The 15,666-nt window shown below is 43.4% G+C and carries 18 protein-coding genes; 5 read left to right on the top strand and 13 right to left on the bottom strand.

What is annotated here, in order from left to right; all coding sequences use genetic code 11:
- Nucleotides 1-58 precede the first annotated feature (58 nt).
- Nucleotides 59-706 carry a hemolysin III family protein gene (locus tag MKX34_RS19720; RefSeq protein WP_036688612.1) on the bottom strand — a complete coding sequence of 216 codons (648 nt, stop codon included), beginning with the start codon at nt 704-706 and terminating at the stop codon, nt 59-61.
- A 56-nt stretch (nt 707-762) separates the two neighbouring features.
- On the bottom strand, nt 763-2,280 hold the full coding sequence (locus MKX34_RS19725; protein WP_036688614.1) for a carboxypeptidase M32: 1,518 nt from the start codon (nt 2,278-2,280) through the stop codon (nt 763-765).
- 163 nt (nt 2,281-2,443) lie between these two features.
- Here MKX34_RS19725 and MKX34_RS19730 point away from each other — a divergent pair, with 163 nt between their 5' ends.
- The 4 genes from MKX34_RS19730 to MKX34_RS19745 all read left to right on the top strand — a co-directional run bounded on the left by MKX34_RS19730 (nt 2,444) and on the right by MKX34_RS19745 (nt 4,259).
- On the top strand, nt 2,444-2,785 hold the full coding sequence (locus MKX34_RS19730) for an iron-sulfur cluster biosynthesis family protein (RefSeq protein ID WP_076136365.1): 342 nt from the start codon (nt 2,444-2,446) through the stop codon (nt 2,783-2,785).
- A 14-nt stretch (nt 2,786-2,799) separates the two neighbouring features.
- A complete protein-coding gene (locus tag MKX34_RS19735; RefSeq protein WP_036688619.1) occupies nt 2,800-3,360 on the top strand; it encodes a carbonic anhydrase in 561 nt (186 codons plus the stop codon).
- Between the two features lie 174 nt (nt 3,361-3,534).
- Nucleotides 3,535-3,966, top strand: coding sequence for a hypothetical protein (locus tag MKX34_RS19740; protein WP_036689112.1), 432 nt, complete (start codon nt 3,535-3,537; stop codon nt 3,964-3,966).
- A gap of 8 nt (nt 3,967-3,974) precedes the next feature.
- Nucleotides 3,975-4,259 (top strand): YxcD family protein, encoded by a 285-nt coding sequence (locus MKX34_RS19745; protein WP_036689115.1) that lies wholly within the window; start codon nt 3,975-3,977, stop codon nt 4,257-4,259.
- 47 nt (nt 4,260-4,306) lie between these two features.
- On the opposite strand, the gene MKX34_RS19750 is transcribed toward MKX34_RS19745, so the two are convergent.
- From MKX34_RS19750 to MKX34_RS19780, 7 genes are all read right to left on the bottom strand, one after another.
- On the bottom strand, nt 4,307-5,323 hold the full coding sequence (locus MKX34_RS19750) for a S66 peptidase family protein (RefSeq protein WP_076297622.1): 1,017 nt from the start codon (nt 5,321-5,323) through the stop codon (nt 4,307-4,309).
- A gap of 160 nt (nt 5,324-5,483) precedes the next feature.
- Nucleotides 5,484-5,873, bottom strand: a complete 390-nt coding sequence (locus MKX34_RS19755; RefSeq protein WP_076100355.1) for a hypothetical protein — start codon at nt 5,871-5,873, stop codon at nt 5,484-5,486.
- 80 nt (nt 5,874-5,953) lie between these two features.
- Nucleotides 5,954-6,304 carry an Asp23/Gls24 family envelope stress response protein gene (locus MKX34_RS19760; protein WP_036688625.1) on the bottom strand — a complete coding sequence of 117 codons (351 nt, stop codon included), beginning with the start codon at nt 6,302-6,304 and terminating at the stop codon, nt 5,954-5,956.
- A 28-nt stretch (nt 6,305-6,332) separates the two neighbouring features.
- Nucleotides 6,333-7,439: an AI-2E family transporter gene (locus MKX34_RS19765; protein WP_036688627.1), complete on the bottom strand. Its 1,107-nt coding sequence runs from the start codon at nt 7,437-7,439 to the stop codon at nt 6,333-6,335.
- A gap of 41 nt (nt 7,440-7,480) precedes the next feature.
- Nucleotides 7,481-8,806: a HAMP domain-containing sensor histidine kinase gene (locus MKX34_RS19770; RefSeq protein ID WP_256717892.1), complete on the bottom strand. Its 1,326-nt coding sequence runs from the start codon at nt 8,804-8,806 to the stop codon at nt 7,481-7,483.
- Nucleotides 8,807-8,876: 70 nt separating this feature from the next.
- The gene (locus tag MKX34_RS19775) at nt 8,877-9,584 is read right to left on the bottom strand and encodes a response regulator transcription factor (protein ID WP_170914177.1); all 708 of its coding nucleotides are present in this window, start codon (nt 9,582-9,584) and stop codon (nt 8,877-8,879) included.
- 155 nt (nt 9,585-9,739) lie between these two features.
- Nucleotides 9,740-10,579 carry a DegV family protein gene (locus tag MKX34_RS19780; protein WP_076106380.1) on the bottom strand — a complete coding sequence of 280 codons (840 nt, stop codon included), beginning with the start codon at nt 10,577-10,579 and terminating at the stop codon, nt 9,740-9,742.
- Between the two features lie 170 nt (nt 10,580-10,749).
- Between MKX34_RS19780 and MKX34_RS19785 the strand changes: the two genes are divergently transcribed.
- Nucleotides 10,750-10,974: a hypothetical protein gene (locus MKX34_RS19785; RefSeq protein ID WP_038572016.1), complete on the top strand. Its 225-nt coding sequence runs from the start codon at nt 10,750-10,752 to the stop codon at nt 10,972-10,974.
- A 308-nt stretch (nt 10,975-11,282) separates the two neighbouring features.
- On the opposite strand, the gene MKX34_RS19790 is transcribed toward MKX34_RS19785, so the two are convergent.
- The 4 genes from MKX34_RS19790 to MKX34_RS19805 are packed head-to-tail and all read right to left on the bottom strand — an operon-like array spanning nt 11,283 to nt 15,551.
- Nucleotides 11,283-12,080, bottom strand: coding sequence for a PHP domain-containing protein (locus MKX34_RS19790; RefSeq protein WP_305953646.1), 798 nt, complete (start codon nt 12,078-12,080; stop codon nt 11,283-11,285).
- A gap of 34 nt (nt 12,081-12,114) precedes the next feature.
- Nucleotides 12,115-12,948 (bottom strand): energy-coupling factor transporter transmembrane component T, encoded by an 834-nt coding sequence (locus MKX34_RS19795; protein ID WP_038572018.1) that lies wholly within the window; start codon nt 12,946-12,948, stop codon nt 12,115-12,117.
- Entirely contained in the window at nt 12,935-14,680 is a 1,746-nt protein-coding gene (locus MKX34_RS19800; RefSeq protein ID WP_076106382.1) for an energy-coupling factor transporter ATPase, read from the bottom strand. The genes MKX34_RS19795 and MKX34_RS19800 overlap by 14 nt, the downstream gene beginning before the upstream one ends.
- Nucleotides 14,673-15,551, bottom strand: a complete 879-nt coding sequence (locus MKX34_RS19805) for a cell division protein FtsQ (protein ID WP_076297623.1) — start codon at nt 15,549-15,551, stop codon at nt 14,673-14,675. Before MKX34_RS19805 ends, MKX34_RS19800 begins: the two co-directional genes overlap by 8 nt.
- Nucleotides 15,552-15,666: the final 115 nt, after the last annotated feature.

The following is a 15,666-nucleotide window of genomic DNA, read 5'->3' on the forward strand; positions in this document are numbered from 1 at the left end:
GCTTGTCATCTCTTTCTTTATTAAAAATCCATATTTTCCGCGATAAATCCGCTTGAAATTATTGGATTGGCAGTACATAAATCAATATGGCGAAGAAATGTGTGACACTGCCTGCAAGAACAAATACATGCCAGATCGCGTGATGGAACGGAAACCCTCTCCATACATAAAAAACTGTACCTAAAGTATAAAGCACTCCGCCAGCCATCAGCAGAATCATACCACCGTCCGCTACAACTGCCGAAAGAGGATTCCAGGCGATAACAATCAGCCACCCCATAGCAATGTAGAATACCGTAGACATGAACAGAAACTTTTTAACAAAAAACGCTTTGAAGAAAACGCCAAATACTGCGATCCCCCAAATGACTCCAAATAAACTCCAGCCAAGTGTTCCCCGAATAGCTACTAGCAAAAAGGGTGTATACGTGCCTGCGATAAACAGATAAATAGAGGAGTGATCGAAAAATTCGAACAAATCCTTCGCCTTGCCCTCTTTGAGACTATGCACAAGTGTTGAATTGAGATACAGAAGCAGCATTGTCGTTCCATAAATGGAGAAGCTGACCACATGCCATGCCGTTCCTTTCAGACTTGCAAAAACAACAAGCAGGACAAGTGCAGCGACGCTTAATACAGCTCCAATCCCGTGCGTAATCGCATTCGCGACTTCTTCTCTCCGGGTGTAGGTGTGAGTATTTGCCATATCCATATCCTTCCGTCTAAGCTTTCTTTCTATTATACCACGCGGACCTCACTGGATTACAGTTTGTAAATCTCCGTGTATTTCTCCTCCAAATAATCAGCCAGATAATCTGGACTGAGCGGCTCACCTGTTACTTGTTCGATAATTTGCGAAGGGGTCAGACTTTTTCCGAAACGGTAGATTTTTTCTGTTAACCATTCTTTAATCGGCAAAAGATTTCCCGCAGCAATCAATTCATCGTAGTTCGGCAGCTCCTTGCGGAGTGTATTCAAGATTTGGGCAGCATACATATTTCCCAAAGAGTAGGATGCAAAATATCCGAAGTCTCCACCGGACCAGTGCACGTCCTGCAATACACCAAGCGCATCATTAGGCGGTGTAATACCTAAATATTCTTGATATTTAGCATTCCATACCTGAGGCAGATCTTTGACAGATAGACCTTCATTAAAAATAAGCTTTTCGATCTCGTAACGCACAATAATGTGCAGATTGTATGTAAGCTCATCTGCTTCAATTCGGATGAATGAATTTTCCACACTGTTAATAGCCCGGTAGAAATCCTCTACATCTACATTAGCAAGCTGCTCTGGGAAATGCTGCTGTAGATCACCGTAATAACGTTGCCAGAACGCACGGCTGCGGCCGATCATATTCTCCCATAGTCTCGACTGAGATTCATGAATCCCCATCGATGCGCCTTGAGCCAGTGGTGTTCCCACTAAATCTTGGCTGATATTTTGTTCGTAAAGCGCATGTCCACCTTCATGCAGTGAACTGAAGACGGCACTAGTCACGTTATCAAGTAAATAAGCGGTCGTAATACGAACGTCACCTGGATTCAGCCCTGTAGCAAAAGGATGCACACTCTCATCCAAGCGGCCTGCGTCGAAGTCATAGCCCATTTGCTTCAGAATAAAGTTACCAAACTTTTGTTGCTGCTCTTTAGGGAAAATCTGCTGCAAGAAGCTGGTATCAGGTTTATTAGGTGAAGCAGCGATAGCTTCCACTAACGGAACCAAGCGGCTGCGGAGGCGACTGAACACTTCATCCACCTTCTCTACCGTGAGATCAGGCTCATACATATCTAGTAGCGTATCGTAACGTGTGCCATTTACACCCCAATAATCGATGAACTCTTGTTTCAGAGCTACGATTTTGCTCAAATAAGGTTCAAATGTAGCAAAGTCATTGTTCTCCTTAGCTTCTTCCCAGATCGTTTGGGAATGAGCAGACAGGACAGCGTACTCTTCAAATCTTTTGGAAGGAATACTCTTACTGCGCTCATACTCTTTGCGGCAATCGTTGACGATCTTTTGTTGATTAGCTGTAAGCTGGCTCAACACTTCTGGACGGCTGAAAAATGCTGTGAAGTCACCCATCTCCTGTGAAATCTCAAGTCTGAACAATTCTCCACTCAGCATCCCAATCGTACCGGAACGAACTTCTACTCCCTTACGCGGTGCACCTGTGCGCAAATCCCAGTGCATTAATTCTATGGCCTCTGAATATCCACTAATTTTTGCTAATAACTCACTGAATTGTTCCCATCGTTCCTTTACTTGTTGTTCCATTCTACTCCACCTGCTTTCTCTGTTTTACAGACTCCTCTTGATGATACTTTTTTGAATGAGTATAATCAACTTCAGAGATTACATCTCTAATTTGAAATATTTAATGAGTTACATAAGAAGCAGAGCTTGCTTCGAACAAAAATTAAGGAGCGTGAACAGGGCTATGATGATTCAAGTTACACCTCTCGCAGAAAGGAAGTTGAAGGAAAGGCTTGGAGATCAGCCAGGATTTTTCAAGCTCTTTTATGATACGGTAGGCTGCGGGTGTGACGGAATTAATGTATTACTAATTGTTTCTGAAGTGGAGGAAGGCGATTCTAGGATAGAGACGAATTCTCTCCCCTTTATCGTAAGCCGGCAACAGGAAATCTTTTATGAAGACAAGATGCGACTCGATGCAGAGGAACGTTTCTCTTCCTATAAGCTGGTCAGTGATTCTCAGATTTATGGCAACAATATCATGGTAAGAGATATGCGCAACGTAAGTACAATTCAAGGATTTTAAGGGAGGAAGCTAATATGAGCCACGTATCAGAAATTATTAACTTTAATAAAAGTTTTGTAGAGAATAAGGACTATGAAGCCTATCTAACCAGTCGTTATCCCGACAAAAAAATGCTGATCATCACCTGTATGGACACTAGACTCGTTGAATTATTGCCGAAAGCCATGAATTTCAAAAACGGTGATGTCAAAATTATCAAAAATGCTGGTGCGGTTATTTCTCAGCCTTTTGGTAGTGTTATGCGTAGTGTAATGGTAGCTCTATATGAACTAGATGCTGAAGAAGTAATCGTGGTTGGACACTATGAATGCGGTATGGCCTCCCTAAATGCGGACCATATGATCAATTCCATTAAAGAACGTGGAGTATCTGAAGAAGTGCTGTCTACACTGGAGAATTCCGGAATCAAACTTACAAAATGGCTGCGTGGGTTTGACAATGTCGAAGAAGGGGTAATTCAGACTGTGGACCTGATTAAACGTCATCCACTGCTTCCCCCTAATGTACCTATCCATGGCATGATCATCGATCCGGCAACCGGAGCGCTTGAGCTTGTCGCTGATGGGTATAAGTAACGAATGACGACTCTCTAACTGCTGTTTGCGTGGATCCTGGATCCACGCTTTTTTTGTGCATAAAAGTATAAATTATGATAAATAAAATTGAAACCTTGTGGGGCATGTCTGCGTATTACCGACCATACACAAAAATTCATGCTCACAGGAGGGTTTTCGTACTAAATGAAACCAATGAAACGCGTAATGATGATTCTAATGGCCTTCACTCTGTTTTTTGCAGTGGCTGCTCCAGACTTTGCCGATGCACGTCGAGGTGGCGGCGGTTTCAAATCCGGCACTCGCAGCTATTCAACAACTCCAAAAAAATCAACAACAACAAATAACATCAAAAAAAGTGACAGCACTAAAAGCTCCACAGCAGGATCTGCTGCTAATACGAAACGTGGATTCTTCAGCGGCGGCAGCTTAATGAAGGGCATGATGATTGGTGGTTTGGCCGGATTATTATTCGGTGGAATGTTTGGTGGAATGGGAGCTTTTGGTGACTTCCTAGGCTTTGCCGTTAATATGCTAGCTATCTATGTACTGGTTATGCTCGTGATGTCCTTCTTCCGTCGTAGAAAAGAACGTCGCCGCTTAGAAGAACAGAATGGTCGTTACTAATGTCTACAATCGTTCTAAGCATGGATGAGATCATCAATGCCCTCTGTCTGCACATGGCGGAACGAAAGGCTGTTCGCCCAGAGGATGTTCAGGTGGAACTGAGCTGGGAAGAAGATACCGGTTACTCTGCAGAGGTTTGGGTACAGGGCCGCAGTCAATTTCTAGTGGAGTCCAATATGATTGAAGCGATCCTGCGTTACATGCTCAGCGAATATGGTGTTCGCGCCTATCGTGAAGATGTAAGACTGGACCTGGATGAGGAAATCACAGCGATTGTAAATACAGGGAACTAATGATAGTAAAAGGGACAACCCAAGGGGTTGTCCTTTTTGATATAACGTTATTCATAGAAATATTGCTTTACCGTCCCTACCCCGTTTGCCACTTCAATTTCTGCATAAGCTCCATTAATAAAAGTAACCTGCGGCGGGACATGACCACAATCGATATCATAAACGATCGGCACCTTAAGCTCTTCAAAAAGTTCAGCATAGATATCCTCGACAGTATAGTTATCCACAGGCCGATTAGCTGGACTTCTGCCAAACATAATCCCCGAACAATTCTCAAACCACCCTGCCAGCTTCATCTGCACTAGCGATCTGCGTAAATCCGCTGTGTTCAATTCACAATTTTCCAAATACCAAACAATTGGTTCGTCATGAATCATTTCTTGCTGAAAATGCTGGAGCTTTCCATAAGGTGTGCCGATCAAATGCCTAATTACATCTATACAGCCACCCAACAGACGTCCTTTCATCGTTACAGCATCTGCAGTTAGAGACTTCCAATAAGTCTCCTCTGTCAAATGAAAAACGCATGGCGAAGGCACATCATGTTGCCATTCCCGCTGATATTTAAGAGATGAATGCTGGACAATGGACTCACCCACTGGTGTCTCTAGAACCGCCTGCCAGAGGGCTGTAGTATCATCTGAATACTCTCCCCGTAAATCAATGAGATTCGCTCCGTGAGCAGTAGCCAGACCGGTTGTCAGCGTGACCGCAAGCAGCAAGACGCTTATATCTGAATATCCCACGATCCATTTGTCCTGCAAAGCATCAAAATCAATATATTCCAGAGCTTCAATTAACAATTCCCCGCCCCAAGGCGGAATAAGGGCATCGATTCCGTCATCATTGATCATCTCATTAAACTCATGACCACGAACATTGGCTGGTGCAGATTTAGCCTTATCTTGCTTCCATGCCGTTTCGCCGATAATGACATTAAATCCTTGCGACTTCAACCGGCTGGAGGCCAGTGTAAGAAGTTCTGCATTTTGAATGCCTACTCCAGATGAAGGTGCTGTAACGCCTATCGTCGCATTCTTTTTCAAAAAAGGGTATCTAATCATATGCCACCTCCCAGAGTTTGTACCCATTATATCCCTAAAGTGATAATGAGAACACCTCCTTCTAACACATACTTTACGCCTACAAAAAAAGGACCTGGCGGGATGCGTCAACGTATGACCACAAATCCTGCACATGTCCTTCTTCAATTAAACCCAAGCACTAGATTAAAGAGATAGCAAGCAGTTCAAACAACACAAGCGGTAAAATCACATTATTATTGTATGGGGGACCTGGATAAGGTCCTGGATATGGTCCTGGATATGGGCCAGGTCCGGGGCCCGGATGAGGATGATAAGGCTGATGAGGGTTGTAAAACCCGCGGGGCATTTGCCCATTAGCTGCAACGTTCAGATACAAGTGTTTATTATCTACTCCGGCTATAACGCCTTCATGTACAAAGCCATCTATTGTCTGTACGTTCACCTTATGGTTAAGGTATGGCTTGCAAGATTGATGTAGGGAATCACGGACACCGTGCAGGTGCCGGATCACAGCAGGATCGGCCTGATAAATCACATTCTGTTGCTGCCCAGTGTTAAATGTCGACATGGATGTTCTGACCTCCGTAAATGGATTTGCTCCATTCTATGCAGAAGCCTAGATTACGGTGCCTATTAAATGGGCTATTCTTAGAATGGCAGAGCGACCTTCTCAACCTTAACATTTACGGAAACTAGAGACAGTCCCATCATATTTTCAACAGCATTTCTTACATTTTGCTGCAGCATATAGCAGACCTCTTGAATCACACATCCGTAATTAACTATGACCTGAAGATCGATGGCAACATCCACTTCTTTTACTTCAACGGACATTCCTTTTTTTACATTTTTACCGCTTAGACGTTTAGCCCAGTTGTCCGAGATACTGCTTCCTGACATGCCGGCAATACCCGGTGTGTCCAGAACCACTTGCCCGACGATCGAAGTCACCACATCATCTGAAATATGAATCAGTCCTTGCTCCGTTCCTTCATTCATAGAAATCCCTCCATAATGTTTTATTAACTTAAGAGATATCCGGACTCTCCTCTACCTCTATCTCTACCCGGCGTTGCTTGACAAACAAATAATAGGCCTTGGTCAAGACGATTTTAACAATCATATACAGTGGAATAATCAGCAATATCGCTATGATCCCGCCTAAATCACCGCCAACCAATACCAGGATAATCGTTGTCAGTGGATGAATATCGAGCTTTTTCCCAAAGATGTAGGGAGCGATTAAATTATCCTGTATCTGCTGCGCTACCAGAACAATGATGATGGACCAGACGGCTATAGACGGGGATTGAATGAATCCGATGATGAAAATAGGGATACTAGACAGTATCGCACCAATAAAAGGCACGAAGTTCATCACAACTGCGATTACAGTCAACAGCAATGCATATTGCAGGCCGATAATAAGGAAACCAATATACATCAGCACACCTAAGGCTAAATTAACAAGCACCCGGCCCACGATAAAGCCACTAAGCGCACTGTCGATTTCAGTCATCATTGTAGTTCCTTCTTCACGATACTTCTTTGGGAAGAAACTTACAATCTTACGTCCGAATTTCCCACCTTCCTTAAGCATGTAGAATAACATAATCGGAAAGGTGAATAAAATGATCGCGAAATTCGAAACAAAAGAGAACAGTCCTGAAACATAATTCGTTAACAGCGTAAACCCTTTATTCAAATAATCCGTCAATGTGGAGGCTGGATTCGCATCAGCAGGGATCAACGCAGACAGAAATTCATTATCTTCTAGTTTCAACAGCTGTTGATTCAAGGAGGCAATGAGATTTGGCATATTATCGACGAAATTAACTAATTGTGTGCGAAGTGAAGGCCAAACGCCGATAATAAAAGCAAACAGAAGCACTAAAATAACTACATATACGATGATAATCGCCAAAGAACGATTCAGCTTATATTTCTCCAAGGTATCGATCAGTGGCCGCAGCAGGTAATAAAAGAAACCCGCCAGCATTAAAGGCACTATAATGACACTGAACAAAGACAGGATCGGTGTGAATAAAAAATCTACGCGTGAGCCTAAAAATACAATGCCTAACACTAAAAGGATCGCTAGACAAACTCTGATGAAATTGTTCAGTTTAGCCATATTTTCTCTCCCGTCTTCTGATTTGGATGTCTTCCAGCTCGTTATTTCGGAATCCGGATGGTGAATACCGTAGGTTCCTTCTTTCGGCGACTGAGATGAAGCGTACCCCCCATTTTCTCTGTATTTTTCATAGCTATCGAGAGACCTAGCCCTGTTCCTCCCGAAGCTGTCCGCGCTTTATCTCCCCGAACAAATGGATCAAACATTGTGGACCACAGCTCTTCTGGAATACCCACTCCAGTATCAGCGATTTCAATCGTGACTTCTTTCTCCAAAGGAATCACCTCCACACGCAAATGTGTACCTGGAGGATTATAGATCAGTGCATTGGAGATCAAATTATGAACCACACTCGAGAGCAGCTCCGCATCAAAGTTCAAGAACACATCCTCTTCGGGAACATTTAGATGCAAAACAAAATTCTTTTGTTCAATCTCTCCGTAGGTATCTGCAATGATTTCACGAATAAATTCGCCCAGTTCTTGACGCTCCATTCGTAGCAAGAAATCCGGTGAATCTATTTTTAACAGCTCCAGCATATTCTGAATCAGCTTAGTAACTTGTGAGGATTTATTATAAATATAGCTTAAATATCTTTTTTGGCGTTCTTCATCCTCGCCTCTACCCTCTACAAGCGCCTGTGCAAAGCCCTGTATACTCGTTATCGGCGTCTTCAGATCATGGGACAGATCAACCATCATCCGTTTCTTACTTTCCTCTGCCTGGCGTTTTTCTTTGGTCGTCTTTTCAATTACGTCTGCCATATAATTAAAAGTCTCTCCAATTTGCGAAAATTCCTTCTCTGCATATAAAGCGATTCGAGTATCATAATTCCCCTGAATCATCTGCTTCAATCCAAGCGTGATGATACGCAGTGGTTTCCTGATTCGCCGCGCCACCCAATAGCTGTACACGATAATTAGCAAAAGAATCATTCCCACACCCAAAAAGACATAGTATGAAAGCGAATGATTAAAGTAGGCCACGAAGGGATCACTATTAATGGTGATGGTGATAGCTTCCCGCGGCAGCTTCAGCAGCAGCCACTCCGATTCGCTCTGAGCATTTACCGTGGTCAACGAGTAATAGTAAGCTTGATCTTCTCCATTTTCCAAACTTTTTAAAAGCTGGTTACTGGTATATTGGGTTACACCGTCTTTTTTTTCTCCAACAACCTTGGTGACCTTCATGTCTTGATCCAAGACCTCGATCCATCCCCCGCTACGCAGAAGACGTTTGGTTTCTACCCCATGCTCCAGATTATCTCGATAAGCACTAGCTTCCACCTTCAAATCAGGATCAGCGATTTTATTTTTTTCAAAAATATGGGTCACATCAAGATTAATAAACAAATAATATACAATCACGAGAAAAAACAAAATACAGATAAACAACAAAAAATCCAGCGTCAGCGATGATTGTAAAGGTCGTTGATCTCTATTGCTCCATAGGCGCTTCAATTTTGTATCCCAGCCCTCTAATAGTCTTTAAATATACTGGCTTTTTGGAGTCTTCCTCAATTTTTTCCCGGATATTGCTGATATGTACCATGATACTATTATCTTCGTACACATAAAAATCTTCCCACACGGCCTCATATATTTTTTTGCGTGTAAAGACTCGTCCAGGCTGCTTCATCATTAGTTCCAAAATTTTGTACTCGGTAGAAGTAAGCACCACAGGTTCACCAGAACGATAGAGCAGACACTGGCTTTGATCCAGCATTAATTCACCTAATACAATCTGTTCAGCTTCTTTTTCCTCAACGACTTGCGCATCGAAATGATGTACACGCCGCAGCAGTGCTCCAACACGGGCTACTATTTCTAATGGATTAAACGGTTTGGAAATATAATCGTCGGCTCCTAGTTCAAGACCCAGAATCTTGTCATGATGTTCGCTTTTGGCGGATAAAAATAACACTGGAAAATGATGCACCTCGCGGATCTTTTTCAATAATTGCAGTCCATCCAGACCCGGCATCATAATATCTAGTATTGCCAAATCAACCTTATGGTTCTGCACCTGCGTTAAGGCTTCAGTCCCACTGTTCGCTTCCAAAATGTTGTACTCTTTCTCTAAATATAATCTTAGCAATTCCACAATTTCTGCTTCATCATCAGCGATCAATATTGTATACATGATAATCCCCCCATCTAACTATATTCTGTGATTATTAACAGAGCCTAAACACAATCTAAAGAATAGCTAAATTATCACATAGGAATAAAATAAAAATCGCACACGGGAAACCGTCCCATGTACGATCGTAATTTGTCTGGATTGTGAGGATCACTACTTTAAAAAGCTACGCCAATTCCGCCTTCCCCAGCATAGGTTCCCATTACCGGACCCATGCTTGAGAGTAAGACTTCTTTGAAGGGATGCTTTAGTAAAATGCGTTCTTTAATCTCGAGTGCCAGCTTCTCACAATTACTGTGTACAATAGCGATAACCGCTTTCTCGTAATCATGCTGCTTCTCATCCAAATGCGCAAGCAGACGATTCAGTGCTTTTGGAAGACCCCGGGTCTTCTCCACTACTTCGACAGTGCCTTCTTCGCTGATTTTGAGCAGCAACTTTATATTGAGTACAGACGCTACGGCTCCCGAAAGCCGACTTAGACGTCCGCCTTTCATTACATTCTCCAGAGTGTCCAGCGTAAAATAAGCGTTAACTTCCTCTATCTGCTGAAGTACCTTTTCCTTAAGCTCTTGCAAGCTTGAACAAGTTAAAGACCACTGCGCCGCCAGGCCGACAATCAATGACAGCCCGCCTGAGAAGTTTTTGGAATCTATAACCTCTATTGCATTGGTATGTCCTTCATCCTTATACATTTCCATAGCAATCATAGCCGTCTGATAAGTGCTACTAATATTAGAGGACATACAAATGACCATAATGTCAGTTCCCTCCTCCACTTGCTTGAACTTCTCAAGGAATTCGTTGGGACTTGGACTAGCTGTGGTAGGCAGCTCCTTGGATTCGCGCATTTGAGCATAAAAGCTTTTCGTGTCCGTATCTGCCGGCATTAACTCATGCCCAAAATGAACCGGTAGGTGGATCACGGAAACATTATACTTCTCCATGTAGTCAAAGGGTAGGTCTGAACCGCTGTCTGTTATGATCTTGATTGCCATAATATAAGTACTCTCCTTTCAATATCAGTACTATTATAGCCACCATAAAATGAAATCTCCAGTATCCTTTATAACTTGAAAAATTCTTCGATCTGTGCTATGTCTTTCTTCCTTAACTTGTCCTTATATGATATGGTTTATGAATAAGCGTATAGAAATGGAGTGTATGTATGAGTAAGGGAAGAGTATGGAACAGAGGCAAACATGATGGTACAGGACTATCGAGAAAAAAAACCGTAGATCAAGAGGGTACAGCTTCTACTGAAACTGAATCCACAGAACCTTCGAAGGAACCTTCCAATTCAAGAATTGATACTGTAAAACCGATGAATCGCACGAATTGGGTGACCAGACCCACCCGAGTCATCAATAAAGATTCGAAAGACAAACGATAATTCATACATTCTGAGATTTGAGGACCCAGATAACGTTATTGGCAAATTCCCAGCCTTCTGAGCAGAGTTTCGGACTCCAGAGCCGTTATTCCGTTGAAAGAGGTTCATATATGGTGTTTTTCGTGCCATTAGTGACTATGCGGTCCGTTAGCATCCCAAATCTGGAATAAAACTGCGTTTAGAGTCATCTGTGTCCGATAGTTATCTTTGTACATGCAAAAGTAATGAAATCCAGCGAACAACAAAAAGGGTTGTCCCAGTAGCCATTTCATCATTTCATGGCTTATGGAACAACCCTCTTCTACTTTCTACGCCATATATCCTAACTCCGCTTCATCTCTGGAGGGGGCTTCGCCAATTAACTGCTTCAATAGTTTTTTCATCATTACCGAAGCTTTTACTTTGGTATGAAGACACGGAGAAACCTCTATTACATAGTTTCCTTGTTTGATAGCTTCCTTCAATTCTTCCACAGTTGAGCAGGAGTCTTGCAGACGATTCACAACACTGCCATACTGCAAACACTGATGACTGTCACTGCCAGCAATCACAGGCACACCCAGCTTCTCAGCAAAGGGCGTGATCAAGTTTTTATAAGTCTCCACCCCCTGCATGTAAATATCCTTAGCGTTGAAATCAAAAGCGTCTAATCGCTGAAGCAAGGCCGGATCCAGTTGATGTAAAGGCGTAGAAGTTCGGAAGGGGTGGGCTCCGATTTTCCAAAGATTATGTTCGTCGGCCATATCAAGCAACTGCTTAAAAGGTATGAAATTCCCCTCCTGTGTATGCTCATCTAGTAAAGCGCGGACAGCTAGAACATTCTCCTTTAGTCCGATCAACAGGATGTGACCTGTCTCCGCGATATCCACTTCCATGCCTGGAAACAGTTTAAGTCCGTTCACATCGTAATAATGCCCGTTATAGGGATAAGTCTGATCCAGCGCATCATACATCGCAAAGAAATTAGAAGTATTAAAATGCTCGGTCAATGCTACAGCCTGTAATCCATTTGCTTTGGCTTCGAACATCATCTCCGCAAAATATTCGGGGGAAAACGTAGATTTCTTAGATAATTTACCATGGGTATGCAGATCAATATTCATCATGTCTAATTCGTCTCCTTTGAGCTTGTAAGTTATGTTAATACACCAGTTCAGGGTAGAGATAACCAATACAGAATATCAAGATGACATAAGCAATGGATCCGGATAAAAAGTACCAGTCGGACCGCTTCATTTTCAAATAAGATAACTTGATCTTCTTCACTTTCTTATTATTAAGCCCGTAGCTAAATCCCCGAGTCTCAAGAGCTTCAATCGTTGTTCGAGAACGTTTAGCTGTGTTCAACATGAGCGGGTAAAATGCCAGAATCACGATTCGCAAATAATACGTTATTGTTCGCCAATAGAAAATTCCATGTTGAAGCGGTCGTTGCCCTCTCAATCTAAAGGAAAGTAGAATCTGATGGAATTCCTCCAGTAAAGTAGGCAAAATACGATAGCCATAAGATAAGCTGAACGCAAAGGTATCAGGGATTCCTAAAGACAGTAAGCCGTCACTAAGTCGTTCCGGATCAAGACTAGAGAAAACCGTTATACTCGCCAGCGAAATCACCGAAAGCTTAAGCGTCAGTGTCAGCATAGGCAGCAAGGATTCAATCCCCCCGCCGAAAAAAAGCGACAATATAAACATCCAGCCAATCTGGCTGATTAAGCCGAGACATAATATAAAAATAATATAAGGGCTGACTCGGGAGAGGACGGTCGTTAAAACCATAAGCACGAACATCCCTAACAGGATTGTCCGGTTATGTACAAACCAAGGCACGATGGCAAAAAAGAGATACCAGAGCAGCAGGGTTCGCGGGTCCAGCCTGCCCAGAAAAGTGCTGCTGCTGTTATATGCGGTCCCGAGTAACTCCAATTTGATTTGTTCTACAGATATACGGTCAAGTGCCCGTTTAACGGCTTCCATGGATTGCAGCTACCTCCTTCTTTTCCACTAAACTCACAAACTCTTCTAAGCTACTGCAAATTCTAGGGAGACCGAGCATACGACTTAACTCCATCAATTGGGTCTGAGCCAGACCCGCACGCCGTAAAAGAAGCCCATCAGCGAAAATTTCATCCTTCGTTCCATCCGCGATTATCCGTCCTTGATGCATTACAATTATTCTGCTGGCCCATTCAGCGACAAGCTGCATATCATGAGTTGCGATGACGACCGTCTTCACATGATTACGAAGCGTCTCCAGCACATGTACCATTTCTTGTTTGGTCGAAATGTCCAGATTAGCTGTCGGTTCATCAAGCAGCATGATGGCGGGTTTAACCGCGGCACCAATCGCCAAGGATACCCGGCGCTGCTGCCCGCCACTTAGCAGTCGGGCATCCCGTTCAGCCAGCTCGCTTAAGCGAAACGCCTTTAGCATCTCATCCACTCTTTCATCCGTATCTGGTAATTTCCGCGCCTTCAGATAATAAGCGATTTCCTTACGCACAGAATCCTCGATAAACATTTCCTCCGGATTCTGGAATACATAAGCTACCGTACCGGAGAGACGTTCAGGCGGCAGCCCGTTCACCGTCATTTCTTTAACCTTTACGGTTCCAGCTGTAGGTCTGACAATACCAGCAATCAGCTTCATTAATGAAGATTTACCTGCTCCGTTGTTGCCAATAAGAGCAATGGACTCTCCCTGCCGCAGTTCTAGCTGAATTCCATTCAGTACAGGATGCGGCACCTTATGAATCGTACGATAAGAGAGGTGGACATTCTCCAGCTGAACGATAGAACTTTCTTCTTTTGCTGCTATGGGGAGCTGCTCTTGAATTCGTCCTATTGGAAGTGTCTCCACATTAGCATCCTGACGAAGAATCATGCGGGTACTGCCTTCCTCAGCATTTAAGGGAAGCAGCTTTGACTTCTGATCATCAGGCTGTAGCAGCCAAGCCGCCCGGGTCACATCCGTTGGGTAAATGCCCAGCTCTAGCAATTCTTCTACAGATGACAAAGCTTCACGCACAGGCTTCTGCCAGCGCATTTTACCCTGATCCATCAGGACAACATTTTTACAATAATCTGCAATAAATTCCGCATGATGCTCAATCACTACAATGGTCTTTCCATGCTCCTCATTCAAACGCTGCAAAATATCATAGATATGACGGGCATGCTGCGGATCAAGCTGGGCTACGGGTTCGTCAATAACCAGAATTTCCGGATCCATAGCTAATGCTCCGGCCAGAGCGAGCAGATGTTTTTGCCCACCACTTAACTGCCAAATGAATTCATGCCTCAAATCACTAAGTCCGGTTAACGCAAGCGCACGCTCTCCCCGTTCCTTGTAATCCGTAAACCCATAATTCAGAGGTGTAAAAGACACATCATCAAGCACCGTCGGCCTTACCAATTGATTCTCGAAATCCTGATAAACATAACCGATACGTTTGGACAGCTCTGCTACACTTTTTCCATCCGCAGATTGGCCGCAAACTGTCACCTCTCCACTGAAATCACCAGTGTAATAATGAGGAATTAAGCCGTTAAAGCATTTGCAGAGAGTAGATTTCCCGGAGCCATTACTGCCGATGATCGCAATAAAATCTCCTTCTCCCAGTCGTAAGTCTACGTCTTGCAGTACTGGTTGTTCAGCTCCCGGATACGTAAAGTTAATTTTGTTCAATTCAAGAATTGTATTACGCATCTGCTTGACCCGCTTCCTGTCTTTTTCGTGCCGAACGCCGAAGCAGTGTAATAATCGCCGTTGCCGCTACAACAGCCGCTACCAACATACTGAGCCAAATCAAGGTCTTTTCATTCGATTCCGCTCCTGCAAGCTCAAAATCACCGAAGTTCCAGCCCGATTCCGATAACAATTCTGACCCCACCGCTACCATCACTAGAAAGGTTCCGGCAATGACCAGCTTAGGAGATAGCCACGCTCCTGTTGCATATTTCATATTCCGCTCACGCGGCTTCATGCCAAGCAATGGTTCAATTTTTCCATATAAACGCGGAACCAGATACATAGTAGGAATTAGCGCGAACAAAATGCCGGAGAAGAGTACATCATTCAGGAACCCTACTCCCTCAATTACAACGATGCTTTCAGCCAGCCCTTTAACAGCCTCTAGCTCTTCTACCCCTACCCCTACCTTCACAATATCTATAACGGAGCTAAAAAACTGGTGAATCGCCACGCCGATAATCGCAGCCACTCCAACCTGTCTACGATTCTTCGGATCAGATACCATGCGGCCTGCGGTATACATCGCCAGTGAGAAGGTAATGAATTTCTCCAGCTCCCCTAAACCTCCAAATTGGCCTAACATCAATTCCCCGAAGATTACCTCACCAACAGCTGCTCCGACCGCCGCATATAAGGGGTGAAACAACATACATAATGTCAAAGGAATGAAAGCGAAATATTCAATGGATAATTCAATCGGGCCCAGTTTGATCCCAGGCACTAGCTCGGTAAACATATTGGACAACCCGTAAAGCGACATCGACAGTACAAAAATCATCATTTTTTGTGACTGAGTCAGTGTGTAACGCGTTTTTATCGTGCTCATGAAATATTTGGCCTCCCAATAAGAATTTATCTTCATTATAAGAAGGCCATGTCATCACAGCTTTTTTCATTTGTTAAATGAGAGTAATATTTTTTTCAATATTTTTAACGTTGTA

Origin of the sequence: Paenibacillus sp. FSL R5-0636 (genome assembly GCF_037974255.1) — a bacterium.
GTDB lineage: Bacteria > Bacillota > Bacilli > Paenibacillales > Paenibacillaceae > Paenibacillus_AQ > Paenibacillus_AQ odorifer.

Bases quoted from the DNA above. Each gene is read 5' to 3' on its own strand.
- MKX34_RS19720 (WP_036688612.1), bottom strand. From the start codon at position 706: ATGGCAAATACTCACACCTACACCCGGAGAGAAGAAGTCGCGAATGCG.
- MKX34_RS19725 (WP_036688614.1), bottom strand. From the start codon at position 2,280: ATGGAACAACAAGTAAAGGAACGATGGGAACAATTCAGTGAGTTATTA.
- MKX34_RS19730 (WP_076136365.1), top strand. From the start codon at position 2,444: ATGATGATTCAAGTTACACCTCTCGCAGAAAGGAAGTTGAAGGAAAGG.
- MKX34_RS19735 (WP_036688619.1), top strand. From the start codon at position 2,800: ATGAGCCACGTATCAGAAATTATTAACTTTAATAAAAGTTTTGTAGAG.
- MKX34_RS19740 (WP_036689112.1), top strand. From the start codon at position 3,535: ATGAAACGCGTAATGATGATTCTAATGGCCTTCACTCTGTTTTTTGCA.
- MKX34_RS19750 (WP_076297622.1), bottom strand. From the start codon at position 5,323: ATGATTAGATACCCTTTTTTGAAAAAGAATGCGACGATAGGCGTTACA.
- MKX34_RS19755 (WP_076100355.1), bottom strand. From the start codon at position 5,873: ATGTCGACATTTAACACTGGGCAGCAACAGAATGTGATTTATCAGGCC.
- MKX34_RS19760 (WP_036688625.1), bottom strand. From the start codon at position 6,304: ATGAATGAAGGAACGGAGCAAGGACTGATTCATATTTCAGATGATGTG.
- MKX34_RS19765 (WP_036688627.1), bottom strand. From the start codon at position 7,439: ATGGCTAAACTGAACAATTTCATCAGAGTTTGTCTAGCGATCCTTTTA.
- MKX34_RS19780 (WP_076106380.1), bottom strand. From the start codon at position 10,579: ATGGCAATCAAGATCATAACAGACAGCGGTTCAGACCTACCCTTTGAC.
- MKX34_RS19785 (WP_038572016.1), top strand. From the start codon at position 10,750: ATGAGTAAGGGAAGAGTATGGAACAGAGGCAAACATGATGGTACAGGA.
- MKX34_RS19790 (WP_305953646.1), bottom strand. From the start codon at position 12,080: ATGATGAATATTGATCTGCATACCCATGGTAAATTATCTAAGAAATCT.
- MKX34_RS19795 (WP_038572018.1), bottom strand. From the start codon at position 12,948: ATGGAAGCCGTTAAACGGGCACTTGACCGTATATCTGTAGAACAAATC.
- MKX34_RS19800 (WP_076106382.1), bottom strand. From the start codon at position 14,680: ATGCGTAATACAATTCTTGAATTGAACAAAATTAACTTTACGTATCCG.
- MKX34_RS19805 (WP_076297623.1), bottom strand. From the start codon at position 15,551: ATGAGCACGATAAAAACGCGTTACACACTGACTCAGTCACAAAAAATG.